The sequence below is a fragment of the Methylocystis rosea genome (genome assembly GCF_003855495.1).
GTDB classification, from domain to species: domain Bacteria; phylum Pseudomonadota; class Alphaproteobacteria; order Rhizobiales; family Beijerinckiaceae; genus Methylocystis; species Methylocystis rosea_A.
Genome location: NZ_CP034086.1, coordinates 3,233,249 through 3,249,250 on the forward strand (window position 1 = coordinate 3,233,249; position 16,002 = coordinate 3,249,250).

Annotated in this window: 16 protein-coding genes; 5 read left to right on the forward strand and 11 right to left on the reverse strand. The window is 61.6% G+C overall.

Annotated elements, in window-relative coordinates:
* The first annotated feature begins 2 nt into the window (after positions 1-2).
* On the forward strand, positions 3-1,811 hold the full coding sequence (locus tag EHO51_RS15640) for a S8 family serine peptidase (RefSeq protein WP_245434628.1): 1,809 nt from the start codon (positions 3-5) through the stop codon (positions 1,809-1,811).
* On the opposite strand, the gene EHO51_RS15645 is transcribed toward EHO51_RS15640, so the two are convergent.
* Both EHO51_RS15645 and EHO51_RS15650 read right to left on the reverse strand, forming a co-directional pair.
* Complete coding sequence (locus EHO51_RS15645) at positions 1,804-2,577, reverse strand: response regulator transcription factor (protein WP_124739660.1); 774 nt, start codon at positions 2,575-2,577, stop codon at positions 1,804-1,806. The genes EHO51_RS15640 and EHO51_RS15645 overlap by 8 nt on opposite strands.
* Before the next feature lie 321 nt (positions 2,578-2,898).
* Positions 2,899-3,372, reverse strand: a complete 474-nt coding sequence (locus tag EHO51_RS15650; RefSeq protein WP_245434629.1) for a cupin domain-containing protein — start codon at positions 3,370-3,372, stop codon at positions 2,899-2,901.
* A 76-nt stretch (positions 3,373-3,448) separates the two neighbouring features.
* Here EHO51_RS15650 and EHO51_RS15655 point away from each other — a divergent pair, with 76 nt between their 5' ends.
* Positions 3,449-4,351 (forward strand): isoaspartyl peptidase/L-asparaginase family protein, encoded by a 903-nt coding sequence (locus EHO51_RS15655; protein ID WP_124739662.1) that lies wholly within the window; start codon positions 3,449-3,451, stop codon positions 4,349-4,351.
* Between the two features lie 102 nt (positions 4,352-4,453).
* On the opposite strand, the gene EHO51_RS15660 is transcribed toward EHO51_RS15655, so the two are convergent.
* The 5 genes from EHO51_RS15660 to EHO51_RS15675 all read right to left on the reverse strand — a co-directional run bounded on the left by EHO51_RS15660 (position 4,454) and on the right by EHO51_RS15675 (position 8,856).
* On the reverse strand, positions 4,454-4,780 hold the full coding sequence (locus EHO51_RS15660; protein WP_124739663.1) for a hypothetical protein: 327 nt from the start codon (positions 4,778-4,780) through the stop codon (positions 4,454-4,456).
* A gap of 277 nt (positions 4,781-5,057) precedes the next feature.
* A complete protein-coding gene (locus EHO51_RS15665) occupies positions 5,058-6,893 on the reverse strand; it encodes a carbamoyltransferase family protein (RefSeq protein WP_124739664.1) in 1,836 nt (611 codons plus the stop codon).
* A 6-nt stretch (positions 6,894-6,899) separates the two neighbouring features.
* Positions 6,900-7,046 (reverse strand): DUF5989 family protein, encoded by a 147-nt coding sequence (locus tag EHO51_RS20560; protein WP_014891398.1) that lies wholly within the window; start codon positions 7,044-7,046, stop codon positions 6,900-6,902.
* An 11-nt stretch (positions 7,047-7,057) separates the two neighbouring features.
* On the reverse strand, positions 7,058-7,408 hold the full coding sequence (locus EHO51_RS15670) for an SxtJ family membrane protein (protein ID WP_245434630.1): 351 nt from the start codon (positions 7,406-7,408) through the stop codon (positions 7,058-7,060).
* A 287-nt stretch (positions 7,409-7,695) separates the two neighbouring features.
* Positions 7,696-8,856: an SGNH/GDSL hydrolase family protein gene (locus EHO51_RS15675; RefSeq protein WP_124739666.1), complete on the reverse strand. Its 1,161-nt coding sequence runs from the start codon at positions 8,854-8,856 to the stop codon at positions 7,696-7,698.
* Positions 8,857-9,018: 162 nt separating this feature from the next.
* Here EHO51_RS15675 and EHO51_RS15680 point away from each other — a divergent pair, with 162 nt between their 5' ends.
* Entirely contained in the window at positions 9,019-10,683 is a 1,665-nt protein-coding gene (locus tag EHO51_RS15680; RefSeq protein ID WP_245434631.1) for an adenosine deaminase family protein, read from the forward strand.
* On the opposite strand, the gene EHO51_RS15685 is transcribed toward EHO51_RS15680, so the two are convergent.
* From EHO51_RS15685 to EHO51_RS15700, 4 genes are all read right to left on the reverse strand, one after another.
* Positions 10,680-10,829: a lmo0937 family membrane protein gene (locus EHO51_RS15685; protein WP_018406661.1), complete on the reverse strand. Its 150-nt coding sequence runs from the start codon at positions 10,827-10,829 to the stop codon at positions 10,680-10,682. The genes EHO51_RS15680 and EHO51_RS15685 overlap by 4 nt on opposite strands.
* Before the next feature lie 32 nt (positions 10,830-10,861).
* Positions 10,862-11,194, reverse strand: coding sequence for an acid-activated periplasmic chaperone HdeA (gene hdeA, locus EHO51_RS15690; protein ID WP_018406662.1), 333 nt, complete (start codon positions 11,192-11,194; stop codon positions 10,862-10,864).
* A gap of 104 nt (positions 11,195-11,298) precedes the next feature.
* On the reverse strand, positions 11,299-12,090 hold the full coding sequence (locus EHO51_RS15695; protein ID WP_124739667.1) for a TOBE domain-containing protein: 792 nt from the start codon (positions 12,088-12,090) through the stop codon (positions 11,299-11,301).
* 75 nt (positions 12,091-12,165) lie between these two features.
* Positions 12,166-13,035, reverse strand: coding sequence for a xanthine dehydrogenase (locus tag EHO51_RS15700; protein ID WP_124739668.1), 870 nt, complete (start codon positions 13,033-13,035; stop codon positions 12,166-12,168).
* Positions 13,036-13,392: 357 nt separating this feature from the next.
* On the opposite strand from EHO51_RS15700, the gene EHO51_RS15705 reads away from it, so the two are divergent.
* Positions 13,393-14,694, forward strand: coding sequence for an ABC transporter substrate-binding protein (locus tag EHO51_RS15705; protein WP_124739669.1), 1,302 nt, complete (start codon positions 13,393-13,395; stop codon positions 14,692-14,694).
* Positions 14,691-15,989, forward strand: a complete 1,299-nt coding sequence (locus tag EHO51_RS15710) for a di-heme oxidoredictase family protein (RefSeq protein WP_124739670.1) — start codon at positions 14,691-14,693, stop codon at positions 15,987-15,989. The genes EHO51_RS15705 and EHO51_RS15710 overlap by 4 nt, the downstream gene beginning before the upstream one ends.
* Positions 15,990-16,002: the final 13 nt, after the last annotated feature.

A 16,002-nucleotide genomic window follows, 5' to 3' on the forward strand; every position in this document is an offset into this window, starting at 1 on the left:
AAATGGCTGGTCCCGACAATAGCAATCCTGCGCCGAATGGCCACAACCCAGAGCCGCCCGCGCCGTCAACAAATGGCGCCGAAGTGCGGGTCGAACCGATGGCGATAGCCCCCACCGAGCGCTTCATGATCGCCTCGCGGCGCGTGCCAGGATTCGCGCCCGCTTCGGCCATGGATCTCGCCAATGCGCTGCCCGACGTTAAGATTGTGCGGCGAATTCAGCCGCGCGGGCTCACCGCTTTTTCTGCGGGGGGCTCCGCTTCGCAGTCGCCCGAAATTCTCGTCGCCGAAATGGACCCTGCGCGCGGCGCCGCGCTGCAGGCGTCGTCGCCGCCCAACGTCATCGTGGAGCGCGACGCCTTTCTTCGCGCCTCGGACGACTTCCGTCCTTTCGACTTCAACGGAGCCATGCCGATTGCGGCGGGCGTCGGAGTCGACGTGCAGCTGCGCGTCGTGGGCGCTGGCGGCAAGCCGCTGTCCAAGGCCACCGTCTATGTCTATGGCCAGGGCTTTCCGGGCCAAGGCGTCACGAATGAGCGCGGCGAAGTCGTCGTGACCGTGTTCGGCGGTCCGATCGAGACCATCCAGGCGATTTACGTCAAACCTGCCGCCGATCATTGGGATCGTATGCTGCGCGGGCCAGCGCTTCAGGCCGGCGCCGTGAACACGGTGCAATTGCGTCCGCTGACCGAACGCTTCAACGGCTTTCCTCAAAACGGCATGGTTGGCTGGGGCCAGCGCCTCATGAAGCTCGACCGGCTCGATCCTTCATTCACCGGCGCCGGCGTCAAGATCGGCATCATCGATTCAGGTTGCGACAGCGCGCACCCGCAGTTGCGCCATGTGACGCGGGGCGCCGATCTCACCAATGGCGGCGACAAGACGAGTTGGTCGAACGATCAAATCGGCCATGGAACGCATTGCGCTGGAATCATTACGGCCGCCTCCGATGGCGTCGCCGGCATTCGCGGCTTTGCGCCGAGGGCGGAAGTTCACGCGTTGAAAGTATTTCCCGGCGGACGGTTCAGCGATCTTATCGATGCGCTCGACGAATGCATCGAACGGCAGCTCGACGTCGTCAATATGAGCCTTGGCAGCGGCGATCCTTCCGAACTCGTCGCCCAGAAAATCGCCGAAGCGCGCCAGAGCGGCGTCGCCTGCATCGTCGCCGCCGGAAACTCCAGCGGACCTGTGCAGTTTCCCGGCATGCTGCCGACGGTGCTGACGGTCGCCGCGATGGGCAAACTCGACGAGTTTCCTTCTGACAGCTACCATGCGCAGACCGTCGTTCCGCAACTTGTCGCGGGGACGATGTTCTCGCCGAAATTCACGTGCTTTGGGCCGCAGATCACTGTCGCGGCGCCTGGCGTTGCAATTGTCTCCACTGTGCCTGGCGGGGGCTATGCGGCTTGGGACGGCACCTCGATGGCGACGCCTCACGTCACCGGCATGGCGGCGCTGCTTCTCGCGCACCATCCGCTCCTCGCTGGGGCGCGGACGGGGCGCAACGAGCAACGCGTCGCGCAGCTCTTCTCGTTGTTGGCCGCGTCGGGCGTCCGCTATCTCGGCGACTCCACGCGCGAAGGAGCCGGCGCGCCGGATTTTGAGCGCACACCCAGTCTCGCCGCGGCTCAGCCTTTGGGCGCGGCTGCGCCGGCGAACGCGGGACTGGCGCCGGCGGGAGCGATGATCGACGGATTTGCTCCGCTGAGCGCGCCAGCGCCGTGGGCCATCGATCCTGCGATGATGCAAAGGGTCAATCCGGCGATCATCCAGCGCATGATGCAGCTGCGAGCCGCGGGACTTATTTAGTCGCAAGCGCGAGCGGTGCCCGATTGATCGGCGTATGAAGCGCTTCTCCGTCATGTGCGGGGGAGCGCTTTCGCATTGAGTGCGCCGCTTCGCCACGGCCGCGCACTTGCAGCTTCTGCAGAACATTGTGCACGTGATTCTTCACCGTGCCGAGTTCAATGCGTAACCGACGGGCGATCTCCTTATTCGACAGCCCGCGCTCGATCAGTTCAAGTATTTCCCGCTCGCGCGCGGTAAGCGCGTCCTTTGCGTCCGCGCCGGACGAGAGCGCCTCCTTGCCGATAGGCCGACGCTCCTCGACGGGATGAATCGCGGGCGCCGCCGTCAATCGCTCGAGCAGTTCGACAACGTCTTCAATCGACCCTTCGCGAGGGATGACGCCGACGATCGAGGGACAGGCGGCCGCCAATGCTGGGCTAGCCGATGCCGGCGCGCCGATGGCGACGATTTGCAAATCGGGATGCTGCGCGGCGAGACCTTGCGCGATCGCAAGGCCTTCCAACTCGCCGACGTCGAGCAGAGCAATATCGGGCTCCAAATCAGCCGCCACCGCCAGCGCGGCGTCACACTCGACGACGCCGACAACGCACATTCCCTGATGCTGCCCGAGACGCAAGCCAAGCGCCTCGCTGAACAGGCGCATGTCGCTGACGATCAAGATGCGCGCGTTTCGCGGCGGATTTGCCGATGCAGGAACAAACGCGCTCTGCGCTGACAGACCGGGGTCCAGGGCGGAATCGTCTCGGAAGGCCGCAAACCGAGGCATGGAACTACTCCTGAGCGCTATGTCTGAGTGGGCGCCTAATACATTGGCGCGATTTGAAAGGCGTAACGCCCGGGCGTCATCGCCTGCAATTTTTCGGTTTCAGCGTCATGGCCGTTGTTAAACCGCATCGACATTGAGCCATCATGACGCCTTCAGAGGCGTATGGGGCGGTAGTCAACATGGGGTTTCATAAGCGCGCTTTCGCGAGCTTTGTCCTCCTGCAAATGAATGGTTTTGAAAGCCTCGACAGCTGTTTGCGTTCGAGGCTGCTTTCAAGACGTCAAGGCGCAGTTTGCGATGCGCGAGGTCGATTAGCGTCCGCTATTTTTTTGTCGGATGGAGAATGACATGCTCCTGTTCGTCGCCGTCATTGCGGGCGACGATGGCGATCGCTGCTTCGCTGTCGCTCAAGTTTACGGGCTGGTGCGGCACGTCAGGAGGAATGAAGATAAAATCGCCCGCGACGTTCACGACGCTCTTTTCCAGGTTTTCTCCGTACCGCGTCTCGACACGGCCCTGCAGGAGATAAATTGCGGACTCATGGCCCTTATGGGTGTGAGCTTGCGCCTTGCCGCCGGGAGGAATGACGACCTTTAGCAACGACAGTCCCTTTGCGCCGGCGGTCTTTGTAGAAATTCCAGGGAAGATCGGGAGCGACTGCTTCGATTGTGACGCTTCGCCGACACGCACCGTCACGATATCCTTCCCATCCTTGTTGCCTATGATCGACGTCTCTGACGCCGCCGTCGACACAAGGGCTGCAAAGATCAAGGAAAGAAGCAATGGGTTGCGCATGGCGTTCACTCCGAAGGTTTGAGGCGCGAGACTATAGCGCAGGCGCGAGACGCATCGACAAGCGGCTGGCTGGGCGATGAGCGACGTTTCTCTGATGATCCATGGCGGCGCCGGCGCGATTCGCGATCCGCATCGTTATGAGGCTTCCTTGCGCGCGATCGTTGAATCGGGCGCCAGTCTTCTTGCAAAGAGATCGTCGGCGCTCGAGGCGGTCGTTCACTGCGTCACGCTGCTCGAAGACGATCCGCTTTTCAACGCCGGTCGGGGTTCCGTGCTCAACGCCGAAGGCGCCGCCTTGTGCGACGCATCGATCATGGACGGCCGCACCCTCAAGGCAGGCGCCGTCGCAGCGATACGCGGCGTCAGAAATCCGGTGCGTCTGGCGTATGAAGTGATGGAGAAGAGCGGCCATGTGCTGCTTGTTGGCGCGGGAGCCGAGCGCTTCGCCCGAGAGCAGCATCTGGCGATCGAAAGCGACGACTACTTCAGGACCGAAGAACGCGTCGCGCAGCTCGCCAAGGCGAAGCGAAAGCACGAGATCGCACTCGATCATTCTGACGCGACCGATGCGAAGCTCGGAACGGTGGGCGCCGTCGCGCGCGATCGCAACGGCGATCTTGCAGCAGCGACGTCGACCGGCGGCGTCGTGAACCAGCGCGTCGGCCGCGTCGGCGATTCGCCGCTCATCGGCGCGGGAACCTTCGCCGATAACGTCAGTTGCGCGGTGTCCTGCACCGGCGTCGGCGAGGATTTCATCCGCACGACGCTGGCGCGCACCGCCGCCTGCTTCGTCGAATTTCGCTCGATGCAGGCTGAAGAAGCGGCCCGCGCCGCGATACGCTATCTCGTCGACAGAGTAGACGGCCGCGGCGGCCTCATTCTCGTCGATCGCGAGGGGAGATGCGGACGGGCGCACGCGACTCCGGGCATGCTGACGGCGACATTCGCCGAGGGCGTCGTACGGGTCGAGACAACATAGTCATGTGATCGATAGGAATCGCTCAAAAGCAAAATCGTTGGAGCAGGTTCTCATCGAAAAAGTCTGTCAACTTTTTCGGAACCTGCTCTAGGCGCAGTCGCCTCAGGCCGCCCCCGTGCGCGGCGTATGCCGTCGACGCTCGGCAAGCCGCTGCGCCAAGGGGTGCCTGCGATCGAGCGCAAGTTGCGTCAACGGGGCGACGAAACTACTAGGGGCGTCGATTTCGTCAGCGATGTCGAAGCGGCACATCAGACCCTGCGTTCCGCCCGCATCGAAGATGTCGACGACGACGAGCCGCGGCGCGCTTCGCCCGATTGCGCCGCGCGCGCGCAGAAATGCAAGGAGCGCCGGCCGGGGGCGAGCGGAGAGGGGCAGGGCGTCGCGCAGATTGTGGACAAGACTTTCCCGATTGACGCGATCAGAATCCATTTGCCGCTCCATCAATAAACAAAAAATGCGATGCAATCTCAGGCGTTTAGGCAGTCTTCAAAAGGAGACGCGGCTTTGCATAATCCGTCAAGCTGAGCGGCGTTCCTTTCCTGTGCATAGAACGGCGTCGTCAAGCCGTCGGCGCCGATCGACATCACGCCAATAGCGATCACTTAAATTTGGAGATGAGATCCTGACGGAGAGCAAAAATCCGCGCGCGCTCAGAAGTCAGTCATTGAATGCTATCCGATCTGCTCACGAAAAACGCCAGATGCGGTCAGTCCAGTTCAAACTTTTCTTTATAATCGTGCTTCAGCGACGCGTTCTGATCATCTTTGCGCAGATAGCAGTCGCCGATCACCAGCGTGTCCATCTCCGTGCCCATGAAGCAGCCGAAGGCGTCCTCGGGGGTGCAGACGATGGGTTCGCCGCGCACATTGAAGCTCGTATTGACGAGCACGGGACAGGCGGTCATTCGCTTGAACGCCGAAAGCAGCGCGTGATAGCGCGGATTCGTCTCCTGATGCACGGTCTGGATCCGCGCGGAATAGTCGACGTGGGTCACGGCCGGGATGGAGCTGCGCGGCACATTGAGCTTGTCGATGCCAAACAGATTCTGCTGCTCAGCCGTCATTGCGTGACGATGTTTTGCGGCGACGTCGGCGACGAGCAGCATGTAAGGGGAATCGCCTTCGAGCTCGAACCACTCGGCGACATCCTCACGCAGCACTGACGGCGCGAAGGGCCGAAACGATTCGCGATATTTGATCTTGAGATTGAGCGTTTTCTGCATCGTGTCGGAACGCGGATCGCCCAGGATCGACCGTCCGCCAAGCGCGCGCGGCCCGAATTCCATTCGGCCTTGAAACCAACCGACCGCTTTCTCGTCGGCAAGGTCCCGCGCCGCCGCTTCGATAAGATCGCCTTCCGCCATCGGCTCGAATCTGGCGCCAACGGCATGCAGCCGGCGCTCGATCTCGGCTTGCGGGAACGAAGGACCGAGATAGGAGCCGCGCATGGCGTCGCCGCCGCCGTTGAGGCTTCGGGGATTTTTTTTGTAGTGATAGTAGCCGGCGAGCGCCGCGCCGAGCGCGCCGCCAGCGTCGCCGGCCGCCGGCTGAATCCAAATCTGGTCAAAGCTGCCGTCGCGCAGCAGTTTTCCATTCGCGACGCAATTCAGCGCCACGCCGCCGGCGAGACAAAGATTGCGTGCGCCGGTCTCTTTGGCGAGCGCGCGGGTAAGCCTGAGGACGATCTCCTCGGTGACCGCCTGTATCGAGGCGGCGAGATCCATGTGCCGCTGCGTCAGCAGTTCCTCCGGCTTGCGCGCCGGTCCGCCGAACAGTTCGTCGAACTTGGCGTTGGTCATTCGCAGTCCGGTGCAATAATCGAAATACGACTGATCGAGTCGGAAAGTGCCGTCCGGCTTGAGGTCAATTAAACTATCCAGGATCACGTCGGCGTATTTCGGCTCGCCATAGGGGGCAAGGCCCATCAGCTTATACTCGCCGGAGTTCACCTTGAACCCGGTGTAATATGTGAAGGCCGAATACAGCAGGCCCAGGGAATGTGGGAAGCGCAGTTCGCGCTGCATGGTCAGTTGATTGTCACTGCCGAAAGCGACCGACGTCGTCGCCCACTCGCCGACCCCATCCATCGTCAGAACGATCGCGTCCTTGAACGGAGAGGGGTAGAAGGCGCTGGCGGCGTGGCTGAAGTGATGCTCGGCGAACAGCAGCCTTTTCGACCAGTCAACATCCGCCGAATAGGCCTTCATCTCTTTCAACAGCAGCGACTTTTGAAAGAGCTTTTCGCGCAGCCATAGAGGCAGCGACATCTTGAACGACTGGAATCCGCGCGGCGCAAAGGCGATATAGGTTTCCAGCAGCCGCTCGAATTTGATGAACGGCTTGTCGTAGAAGGCGACGAAATCTACATCTTGAGGCGCGGCGCCGGCGGCCTCAAGACAATAGTCGATCGCGTGACGCGGAAAGCGCGAGTCGTGCTTTTTGCGCGAGAATCGCTCTTCCTGAGCGGCGGCGATAATTTCGCCATCCTCCACCACGGCGGCTGCGCTGTCGTGGTAGAAGGCGGAGATGCCAAGTATCCGCATCGCGCTTTAAAACAGCGTATAGATGAACGGAGCGACCGCGGTGCCTTGCAGAACGATCAGCGCGCCAATCAGCAGCATGATGACCAGAACCGGCGCCATCCAGTATTTCTTGCTGGTTTTGAGATAATCCCAAAGTTCGAGCAGGAAACTCATTTTATCTCTCCTCAGAACTGCTTGCTCATGTCGCTCGTCCCTTCGGGGGTATTGCGCAGGGTCCAGTAGGACGTCGCGTTCTTGTCGAATGAAAGTTTGAGCGGATCGGCGCGCCGCAGTCGGAAAATCACCGCGATCGGGAGGATCACCCCAAAGAACAGGACGCCCATGATGATCGGGTTGGTGATTTTGTGCAGCGCCAAGCCCAGCTGGTGCCACAGTCGGTTCAGCGGCCGCAGTTTGGCTGGCGCGGCGAACGCCGCCGCGGCGAAACCCAGCGCTGCGGCGAGCCCCCAGAAGTGAGGCGCCTCGCCGTGCCGAAGCGGCAACATGCTGATGACCGTGATCGCCGCGGCGATCACCAGGCCGAACGATCGATCGGACCCCATAGCGGCGGAACGGTCTCTCGAATAGTCCTCATGCGACATTCAGACGAGACCCCCCCAGGTCGCCTCACGATCTCTGCGGCTCGCGAACAGCAAACCTTCGCGATGCTTCACCAAATTCCAAATCGCCTCATTTGAAGGCGCAAATTAAGGGATATCGCCGGGCGTATCAAGCTGCCGGTCCGCCGCGCCGGGCCTGGGGAGCGTCACTCCCATCGCGTTATTTCCGCAGGTTGCAAAGCCGTCGCGGGCCGGCCGCGCACTTATTCGTAATTCTTGATGAGTTGGCGCGCCAGGAGTTCGTTGCCCCGGGCGTTGAAGTGAAAGTCTCCCCAGAAATACAGCGATTTGAGGAAATCAGCGTTTTGCGACTTGTATTGAAAAAAGTCGGGGAAGTGATCGAAATATCTCCTGCATTTGCCCGCGCACCAGTCGCGCCAGAGCCGAGCTTGCCGCGAGTTCTCGCCGTCGTAGAGAAGCTGTTGCGGCCAGGGATAGACGCCAACCGAAAGCGCGATGCCGCGCGACGACAGAAGTTCATGCAGGCGATCCATCTGCTTTTTGGCTTTGTCGATTGACGCTTCGATCCCCAGAGCGCCATAGCAGCTGGAATCGTCCCTATAGGTCCAACTTGGGCGCGCGTAGTCGCGACTATAAACGCTCCGCGATTTGGCTAAGTCCTCGAGGCTCGCCTGTTCGATCGCTCTCCCCAATTGCGCCGAATAGCGCATCTGGCCGAGGAACTCCCCGACATAGGAGACTTTCTCCCACCATCGCTTCTCCGGGCGCGGCAGCGGCGGGCGCGGCACCGGCGAACATTCCTCAGAGCCGGTCTGAAACAAGCCCATCTGCAATGCGCCATTTTTATCATACGAATAGAGAATGGCTTCGTCCTGTATGTCGGAGATGTCGATATAGACGACGGCCTCGTCGAACGTGAGCCCAGAGTCGAGAAAATACTTGAGCTTCTCGTAATAGACCGACGGCGCGTAGCTCGAGACGCCCGCGTTCAGAACGTCGATCGCGGGAAACGCCTGAGCGAAGAGGCCGACGAAAGATTGTTCGTAAGGAACGCCAAGGCTTTCGGTGAAGGAATCGCCGATAAAGACGACGCGCTTGCGGTCCGCCGTCATCGGCACCCTGCGCACGGCGGCGTCTCTAAAGCCCAGTGAATTGGTGAAAATGGGAAATTTATTGGAGCCCCAGGCGTCGAAGCCGTAAAAATTGGGCTTGAGGCCATGGGTGTAATGCGGATCGCTTACCCTCAACTCGTTTCTCGCAGGCGCCAGAAACGGATTGCCGCCCTTGTAGACGAGATGAAGAACAATCTCCGCAACGACGACGAGACTGAGGAGCAGGCCAAAGTTAATGAAAAGAATGCGAAACAGCTTGTATGTTGAGTTTTTGCGCGACGACATCGACATTGGCCAAAATCTGGCTTCCCCGGGATTGTGAGCGCCACTCTTGTCATAGATCGACTGAAATGAGCAAGCTTCCTTTGCAAAAAATCATTTTGCGGCGTCGAATGCTGTGCGGCCGTTGCGGTTCGCTAAGAAGCCGCAATAAATCGCGTCTCGGAGCTGCTCATGACCTCGCGTCTCAGTTGTTCGCTTGCTGAATTTCTGCTGGGCTCTGCGTCGTTGCGGATTTTCTGCACGGCCCTCGCCGTCGCATGGGGCGGTTGCGCGGTCCATGCGCGCGATATGTCGCGCGCCGCCGCCGTGAGCGACACGTCCGCGGCGCTGGAAGGCCTGCGCGGCAATGGCGCCGCTCTACGCAGCTTCCTTGTCGAAATGCCGAAAGGCGCCGATTTGCACAATCACCTTGCGGGCGCCGTCTATGCGGAGAGCGCATTGGCCTGGGCGCGCGCGGAGGGGTGGTGTTTTGACGTCAAGAGCAAGGCCGCGCTGCCGCCGCCTTGCGACGCCGCGTCCAAGCCGCCTCTGGACGAGGCGTTGCGCTCGACGCAGGCCTACCGAGACGCGGTCAACGCTTGGTCGATGCGCGACGTTATCACCGCGCGCGTGAGCGGCCATGATCAGTTCTTCAACAGCTTCTTCCGATTTTCAGACGTGACGGGAAACAATATCGGCGCCGCCCTCGCGGAGGTTGTCGAGCGCGCCGCGTCCCAGAACATCCTATATCTCGAATTGATGATCAGTCCGCTGATGGGCGAGGCGCGCGATCTTGGCGAGCAGATCGGCTGGAAGGACGATCCCGACGCAATGCTCGCGGCGCTCGACGCCAAAGGTCTCGGCGATCTCGTCAAGCGTGCGGCGGAGAGCGTTGTCGCCGTCGTCGCCGACAAGGACCGGCGTCTCGCCTGCGGCGACACGGTTCATCGTCGGCCCGGATGCGACGTCGCGGTACGGTTTCTCGCCCAGGTCTATCGCAATGTCGACCGCGCGAAATTGTTTGCGCAGACGGCGCTTGCGGCGCGTCTCGCCTCGCGCGAAGGGCCGGTCGTCGGATTGAACCTCGTCGCGGCTGAGGACGATGAAATCACGCTGGGAAATTATAGCGAACAGATGCGGATCGTCGGCGACATCGGGCGCCGCCACCCGAAGGCGCGGATCAGTCTCCATGCCGGGGAGCTGACAATGGGGCTCGTGCCTCCCAAGGACCTGACCTTCCATATTCGCGAGGCGGTCGAGGTCGCTGGCGCGGGGCGCATCGGCCATGGCGTCGACATCGGCTTCGAGCACGACGCCAAAGGTCTGATGGCGCGAATGGCGCGCGATGGAATAATGGTCGAGATCAATCTCACGTCCAATGCGCAAATTCTCGGCGTCGAAGGCGCGAACCATCCATTCCCGCTCTATCGCAACGCGGGCGTGCCGACGGCCCTATCGACCGACGACGAGGGCGTATCGCGAATCGATCTCACGCACGAATATCAGCGCGCCGCGCGCGTCTACCAACTTTCCTACCGCGACTTGAAACAGCTCTCTCGAAACAGCCTGAGTTACGCTTTTCTTCCAGGCGAGAGCCTGTGGCGCGATCCTGCGGCCGCGCGACCCGTTTCGGCTTGCCTCGACGCACAGCTTGGCGGGACTTCGCCTTCCGCTGAGTGTCGACGTTTCCTGGCCGGTTCCGAAAAAGCCAGACTGCAATGGGAGCTCGAGACGCGCTTCGAGCGCTTCGAGTCGACATGGAGCGGGGGCGGGGGAAAGCCAGCGAACAGCGTAGCGCTCGCTTCCCCGCCTTCGTCTTCGGCCAAACGAGAGCGTTCCTCGCGCGGCGTTCGCTAAAGAATGCTGCGGCCCTGAATGACGCGCAGAATGATCACGATGATGGCGATGACAAGCAGAATGTGGATAAAGCCGCCGAGCGTATATGAGGAGACCAGCCCGAGCAGCCACATGATGATGAGGATGACCGCGATCGTTTCAAGCATTGTTCAGCCTTCCATTTGGCCAGCAAGGGGGTTCACAACTTTTTGCCAAGCGACTTTGCGTCGGTCTCGACCTTTTTCCAAGCGCCCTTGAGCTTGCTCCAGAAGGACTCTTGCGGCGCCTTCTTGCAATCATCGATGATTATAGGAATGACCTTCTCCGTTCCTTCGATATCGACGTCTGTTGCAAGCGGCTTGCCTTTCTTGCTCTGCGCAGAAGACCAGTAGATCACCTTGGGTTGAAATTGGTCGTCGACCGCCAGGAAATCCTCGCACGTCCACTTGGACGTCGGCTTCTTAGTTTCGGCGAGCGCGTTCGTCGCAAAAAAAGATAATGCGGCCGCGGCAATGAAATAAACTGGCTTCATAGGATGCTCCTTCGAGTCCAAGCCTTCTGCGAAAAGCGCCGACGAGAGACTATTGCGGAATTGCGCCGGTATCCAGAGTTGGAGCTGGCGCCGTCGCAGACCCGCTATTCCACCGCCAAAATGACGTCCGCAGCGTCGAAGGTCGCCAGCGCGGCGTCCCCTTCTTTCAGTCCCATGTCTTCAACGAGGTGGCGCGGCGTCACCGCGGTCATCGTCTTTCCGAAACCGACGTCGAGCAGGATTTCGCTATTGCGTTCGGCGTCGATCCGCTGCGTGACTATGCCGCGGAAGCAATTGCGCTGCAGCGGCGTCGCGTCCCCCGCTGGCGCCAGATTGACGAAGGACGCCTTGATCAGCGCCAGCGCCTTGCGCCCGCGAGAAAGGCCCAGCCGCTCGGCTGATTCATTGGTGACGATCGCCAGGATCGTATCCTTTTCCGACACGCGCAGCGTCACTTCGACGTCGACCGGCCACTTCTTGACCTGAGTCACTTCGGCGCGAAAAACATTGCGCGCGGAAATTGTCATGCCCGTGGTCCACAGCAGAAAATCCTCGGCGCCCGCGAGACCCTCTTCGGCGATCGTCTCGGAGATACGCGCAAGTTTCTCTTCGAGGCGGTGGAAGGTGGCGATCAGCCGACGCCCTTCCTCCGTCACCTCGGCGCCGCCGCCGGTTCGGCCGCCAGCCTTGGTGATGAAGGCGGGCGTCGGCAAGAGATTGTTGATCGCGTTCACCGCGTCCCATGCGGCCTTGTAGCTGAAGCCGACGGCCTTGGCGGCCTTCGTAATGCTGCCGTGAAGGGCGACGGCCTCAAGAAGCTTCACGCGGTCGCGCCCAACGAGGAGTCGGCCCTCGCTACGCAGCGCCAGTGAAGCATCGATCTTGCCTTCGGCCATGTCCTGCGTCCCGCCTCATCGCCCGGATACAGGGCAAGACGGCCGGAAGCAACCGCGGCTAAGATGAATGTTCGGTTAGTGGAGCGTTACTCTCGTCCGCGATGGTCTCCGTCCCCCCGCCGGCGACTCAGCGATCGCCCTGACCACCGCCTCGGCGATGGCGCGGCCGCGTTCGTCGGTTCCGGTCCAGTTCGAGGCGCGTCCGCGCGGATCGATTTCCACGAGCTTGACGCCCCGCGCCCCATGGACTCCGTCACGCGCGATCCCGCGCAGGAAGCCGTCCATCGGCGCCTGGATGGGAAGGCCGTCGAGTCGGCCGAGCAGATAATCCCTGAAAACCCGAGCGCCGATGTCGAGCGGCGTCCGCCAGACGCCGTCGCGCGCCGCGTAGACGAAACGCTCCTTGCCGACGCCGCCGAGCACGCGCGCGACGCCGTCTGAAGGCAGCGTGGCGCCGTTTTCGAGCAGTTCGCCCGTGTGCGCCGGATGAGTCTCGATCGCCACGTCGCAGTTCCAGCCCGCCGTGAAGTTTGGACCCAGCCCGATCACGAGACCTGCGATCCCGCGCAGATCCGGCGTGACGCGGTGCTTTTGCATGCGCGCGTCGATGAGAACGTCGGGCGCGCGCAGGGGGATGAGATCCGTCAAGGGCAGAGGCGAAACGGCGACATGTCCCGGCCGGGACAAGACGTCGACCACATCCAGAGTCGTTTGCGTCAGATCGGCGACCACGCCGTCGACTTCGGCGCGATCTCCATAAAGCGCGTCGTGGAAGGCCATGCCCCGTCGGATGACCGGCGGGTATGCGTCATGGCTGAGAACCACGCGGCGCCGCTCCCATGTCAATCGCGCCGCGACCGCGGAGGCGATCTCATTCGTGCCGAGGATGATGACGAAATGCTCACTGCAGTCGGAGAGGAATTCTTTTGCTGAAAAGCCTGGCATGGGGCGCCCTCCGGCGCCTTTTCAGCAAATGACGCGCCAAGTCGCACGCCTTTGTTTTGCAGGGAATTCGGCGCCGGCCAGGCGGCGGAGAATCCTCGTTTCGCGCATTTTGTATTGAAGCCGACAATACGAACAAACAGCAAACGGCGCTAAAATTTGTCCGTTCATCATGTTGAAATATATAACTATTTTTGATGAACAACGCTATGTCATCTGAAAACATATCAATATCGATCTTTCCATACAGTTTTGCACATGTACTGATCATAAGCTGCTTAAAGTTCTAACATTGACTTTTGTACCGCTCGTTTGTAGTCAAGCACTATGTAAGCTAACTACATAACGGTTATCGATCACATGATCCGCGCTGTCGCCGTCGCTGCATTCGCAAGCTTTTTCAGCATTCTATGCACTCCGCCGTCTGGCGCGTCGGCCAATGAGACGATCACCGTCGTCACGAGCTTTCCTGAAGAACTGACGACCCGTTACGAGCGGGAGTTCGAGCGCGGCCACCCGCAAATCCACGTTCGATTCGTCTGGAAGCAGTCCCGCGACGCGCTTGTCGAACTCGCCAAGCCCGAACAGGGCGGTGCGGATGTCTATTGGGCGCCGTCGCCGGCGAATTTCGCGCTGCTGCGCGACCGTGGCGCGTTTCGCAAGATAACGGTCGACCGCGCTGCGCTTCCCGGCCGGCTGGGCGCGCAGCAATTGTCCGATCCCGCTGGCCTCTACGAAGCCTATGATGTCGCCGGCTATGGGTTCGTCGCGAATCCAAGCGCGCTGGCGGCGGCCGGCCTTTCCGCGCCGCGACGCTGGCGCGACCTCGCGTCGCCAGAATATGCGCGCCAGCTCGCCATGCCGATCGCCTCAAAGGTCGGCTTTTCGCCTGCGCTCTATGACATCGTTCTGCAGAGCGAAGGTTGGGACGCAGGTTGGCGACTTCTTAGCGAGATGGCCGGCGAGGCGACGCTGCTCGATTCCGGAGTCGCGCCGACGGCCGCTGTGCGAGAAGGCAAAGCGGCGCTCGCGCTGACGATCGATTTCTTTGCAGAGATCGCCAGAGCCAATGGCGCGGCGGTCGAGATGATCTATCCCGAGCGCACCGCGTTTCTGCCCGCCCATGTCGCGATGACCACCGGCTCCGAGCATGTCGCCGCCGCGCAGGCGTTCATCGACTTCCTGCTGTCGACGGACGGCCAGCGACTGATGATGGAGCGCGACAGCCGCCGGCATCCGGCGCGGCCCGACGCCTATCAAAGCGCGCCGCAGGGCTTTGCCGATCCCTTTGCGCTGCCCGACTCGACCCTCCTTGTTTATGATTCTGAGATCGGCGGCCGCCGGCCGCCGCTGATCACGCTGCTCTTCGATCTCGCGATCGTCGAAGGCCATGCCGAGAGCGCCGAACTGTGGCGCAAGATTCACGACGCCGAGAAAAAATTCGCCGGCAATGCGAAAGCCATGGCGGCGCTGGGCGAAGCGAAGAGACTCGCCGGCTTCATTCCGGTTTCCGAAAGCGACGCGGGCACAAGAACCTTCCTCGAGCGCTTCGCGCGTCGCGACGCCATCGATCCGCAGCACCTCGCACAATGGCGCGAGGAGATCGGCGCGGCGCGGCGACAGGCGCGTGACCTCGTCAAAAGCCTGGAGCCGGCGCCATGAAACGCTTCGGACTCCTCCTATGCGCCGCGATGCTTGCGGGCGCAGCGCGCTACGAGACGAGCGGCCCCGATACCGAAGCCTTCATCCAGCCGATTGAAGGATTGGACGGCGAACATGCCGCAAGCTTTCGCAAGGGCAGCGGCATCTTCCGCCAGGCCTGGGTCATCGGACCGTCGCAGGATCATCCCGACTTCGTCGGTCTTGGTCCGTTCTACAACCGGCTTTCCTGCATCGCCTGCCACGTCAAGAATGGTCGGGGCGCCGCGCCAGACAGCGAAAATGGCGTCGCGCGCACGATGGCGGCGAGGCTGAGCGTCGAGGGAAAGGACGCGCATGGCGGACCGCGCGTTCATCCTGAATACGGCGCTCAGCTCAATCCCGAAGGCGTTCCCGGCGTTGCTGGCGAAGGCCAGGCGGTCGTCGAATACGCCGATTTCGATGTGGCGCTCTCTGATGGCGCGACAGTAAGGCTTCGTCGGCCGACGCTCTCCTTCCGCAATCTCGCTTACGGTTCGCTCGGGCCCGAGACGAAGACGTCGCTGCGCAATGCGCCGCCGGTCTTCGGCCTGGGTTTGCTGGAGTCGGTGGCCGACGCCGAAATTCTCGCCGGCGCGGGCAGACCGAATTTCGTCTTCAGCGTTGAGACCGGGCAGAGAACGCTCGGCCGCTTCGGACTCAAAGCCAATCAGCCCAATCTCAAGCAGCAGATCGCCAACGCCTTCGTCGAAGACATCGGCATAACCTCGTCGCTGTTTCCTGTCGAGAGCTGCGCGCCGACTCGCAGCGAATGCTATCGCGGCGCTTCGACGCCGGAATTGACCGAAGCCCAACTCGACGCCGTCGTCAATTACATCCGCGCGCTTGCGCCGCCAGCCAGGCGCAATCTCGACGACCCGCGCGTCAAGGACGGCGAAGTTCTGTTCCATGACATCGGCTGTTCGAACTGCCATCGCGATGCGCTGCATGTCGCGGACTTCTCGCTGCAGCCCGCGCTCAACGGCGTCGAGATCCATCCCTACACCGACCTTCTGCTGCACGACATGGGCGACGGGCTCGCCGACGGCCGCGAAGATTTCGAGGCTGGTCCAAGGGACTGGCGAACGCCGCCGCTGTGGGGATTGGGCCTCGCGGGCAAAGGCGGAGACGGCGCCGATTTTCTGCACGACGGCAGGGCGCGCACGCTCGTCGAGGCGATCCTCTGGCACGGCGGCGAAGCGCAGTCGTCCGCCGACGCCTTCCGCAATCTTCCCGAACCCCAGCGCGACGCGCTGCTCGCTTTCCTCAACTCTCTCTGATCTCCATGGGGGC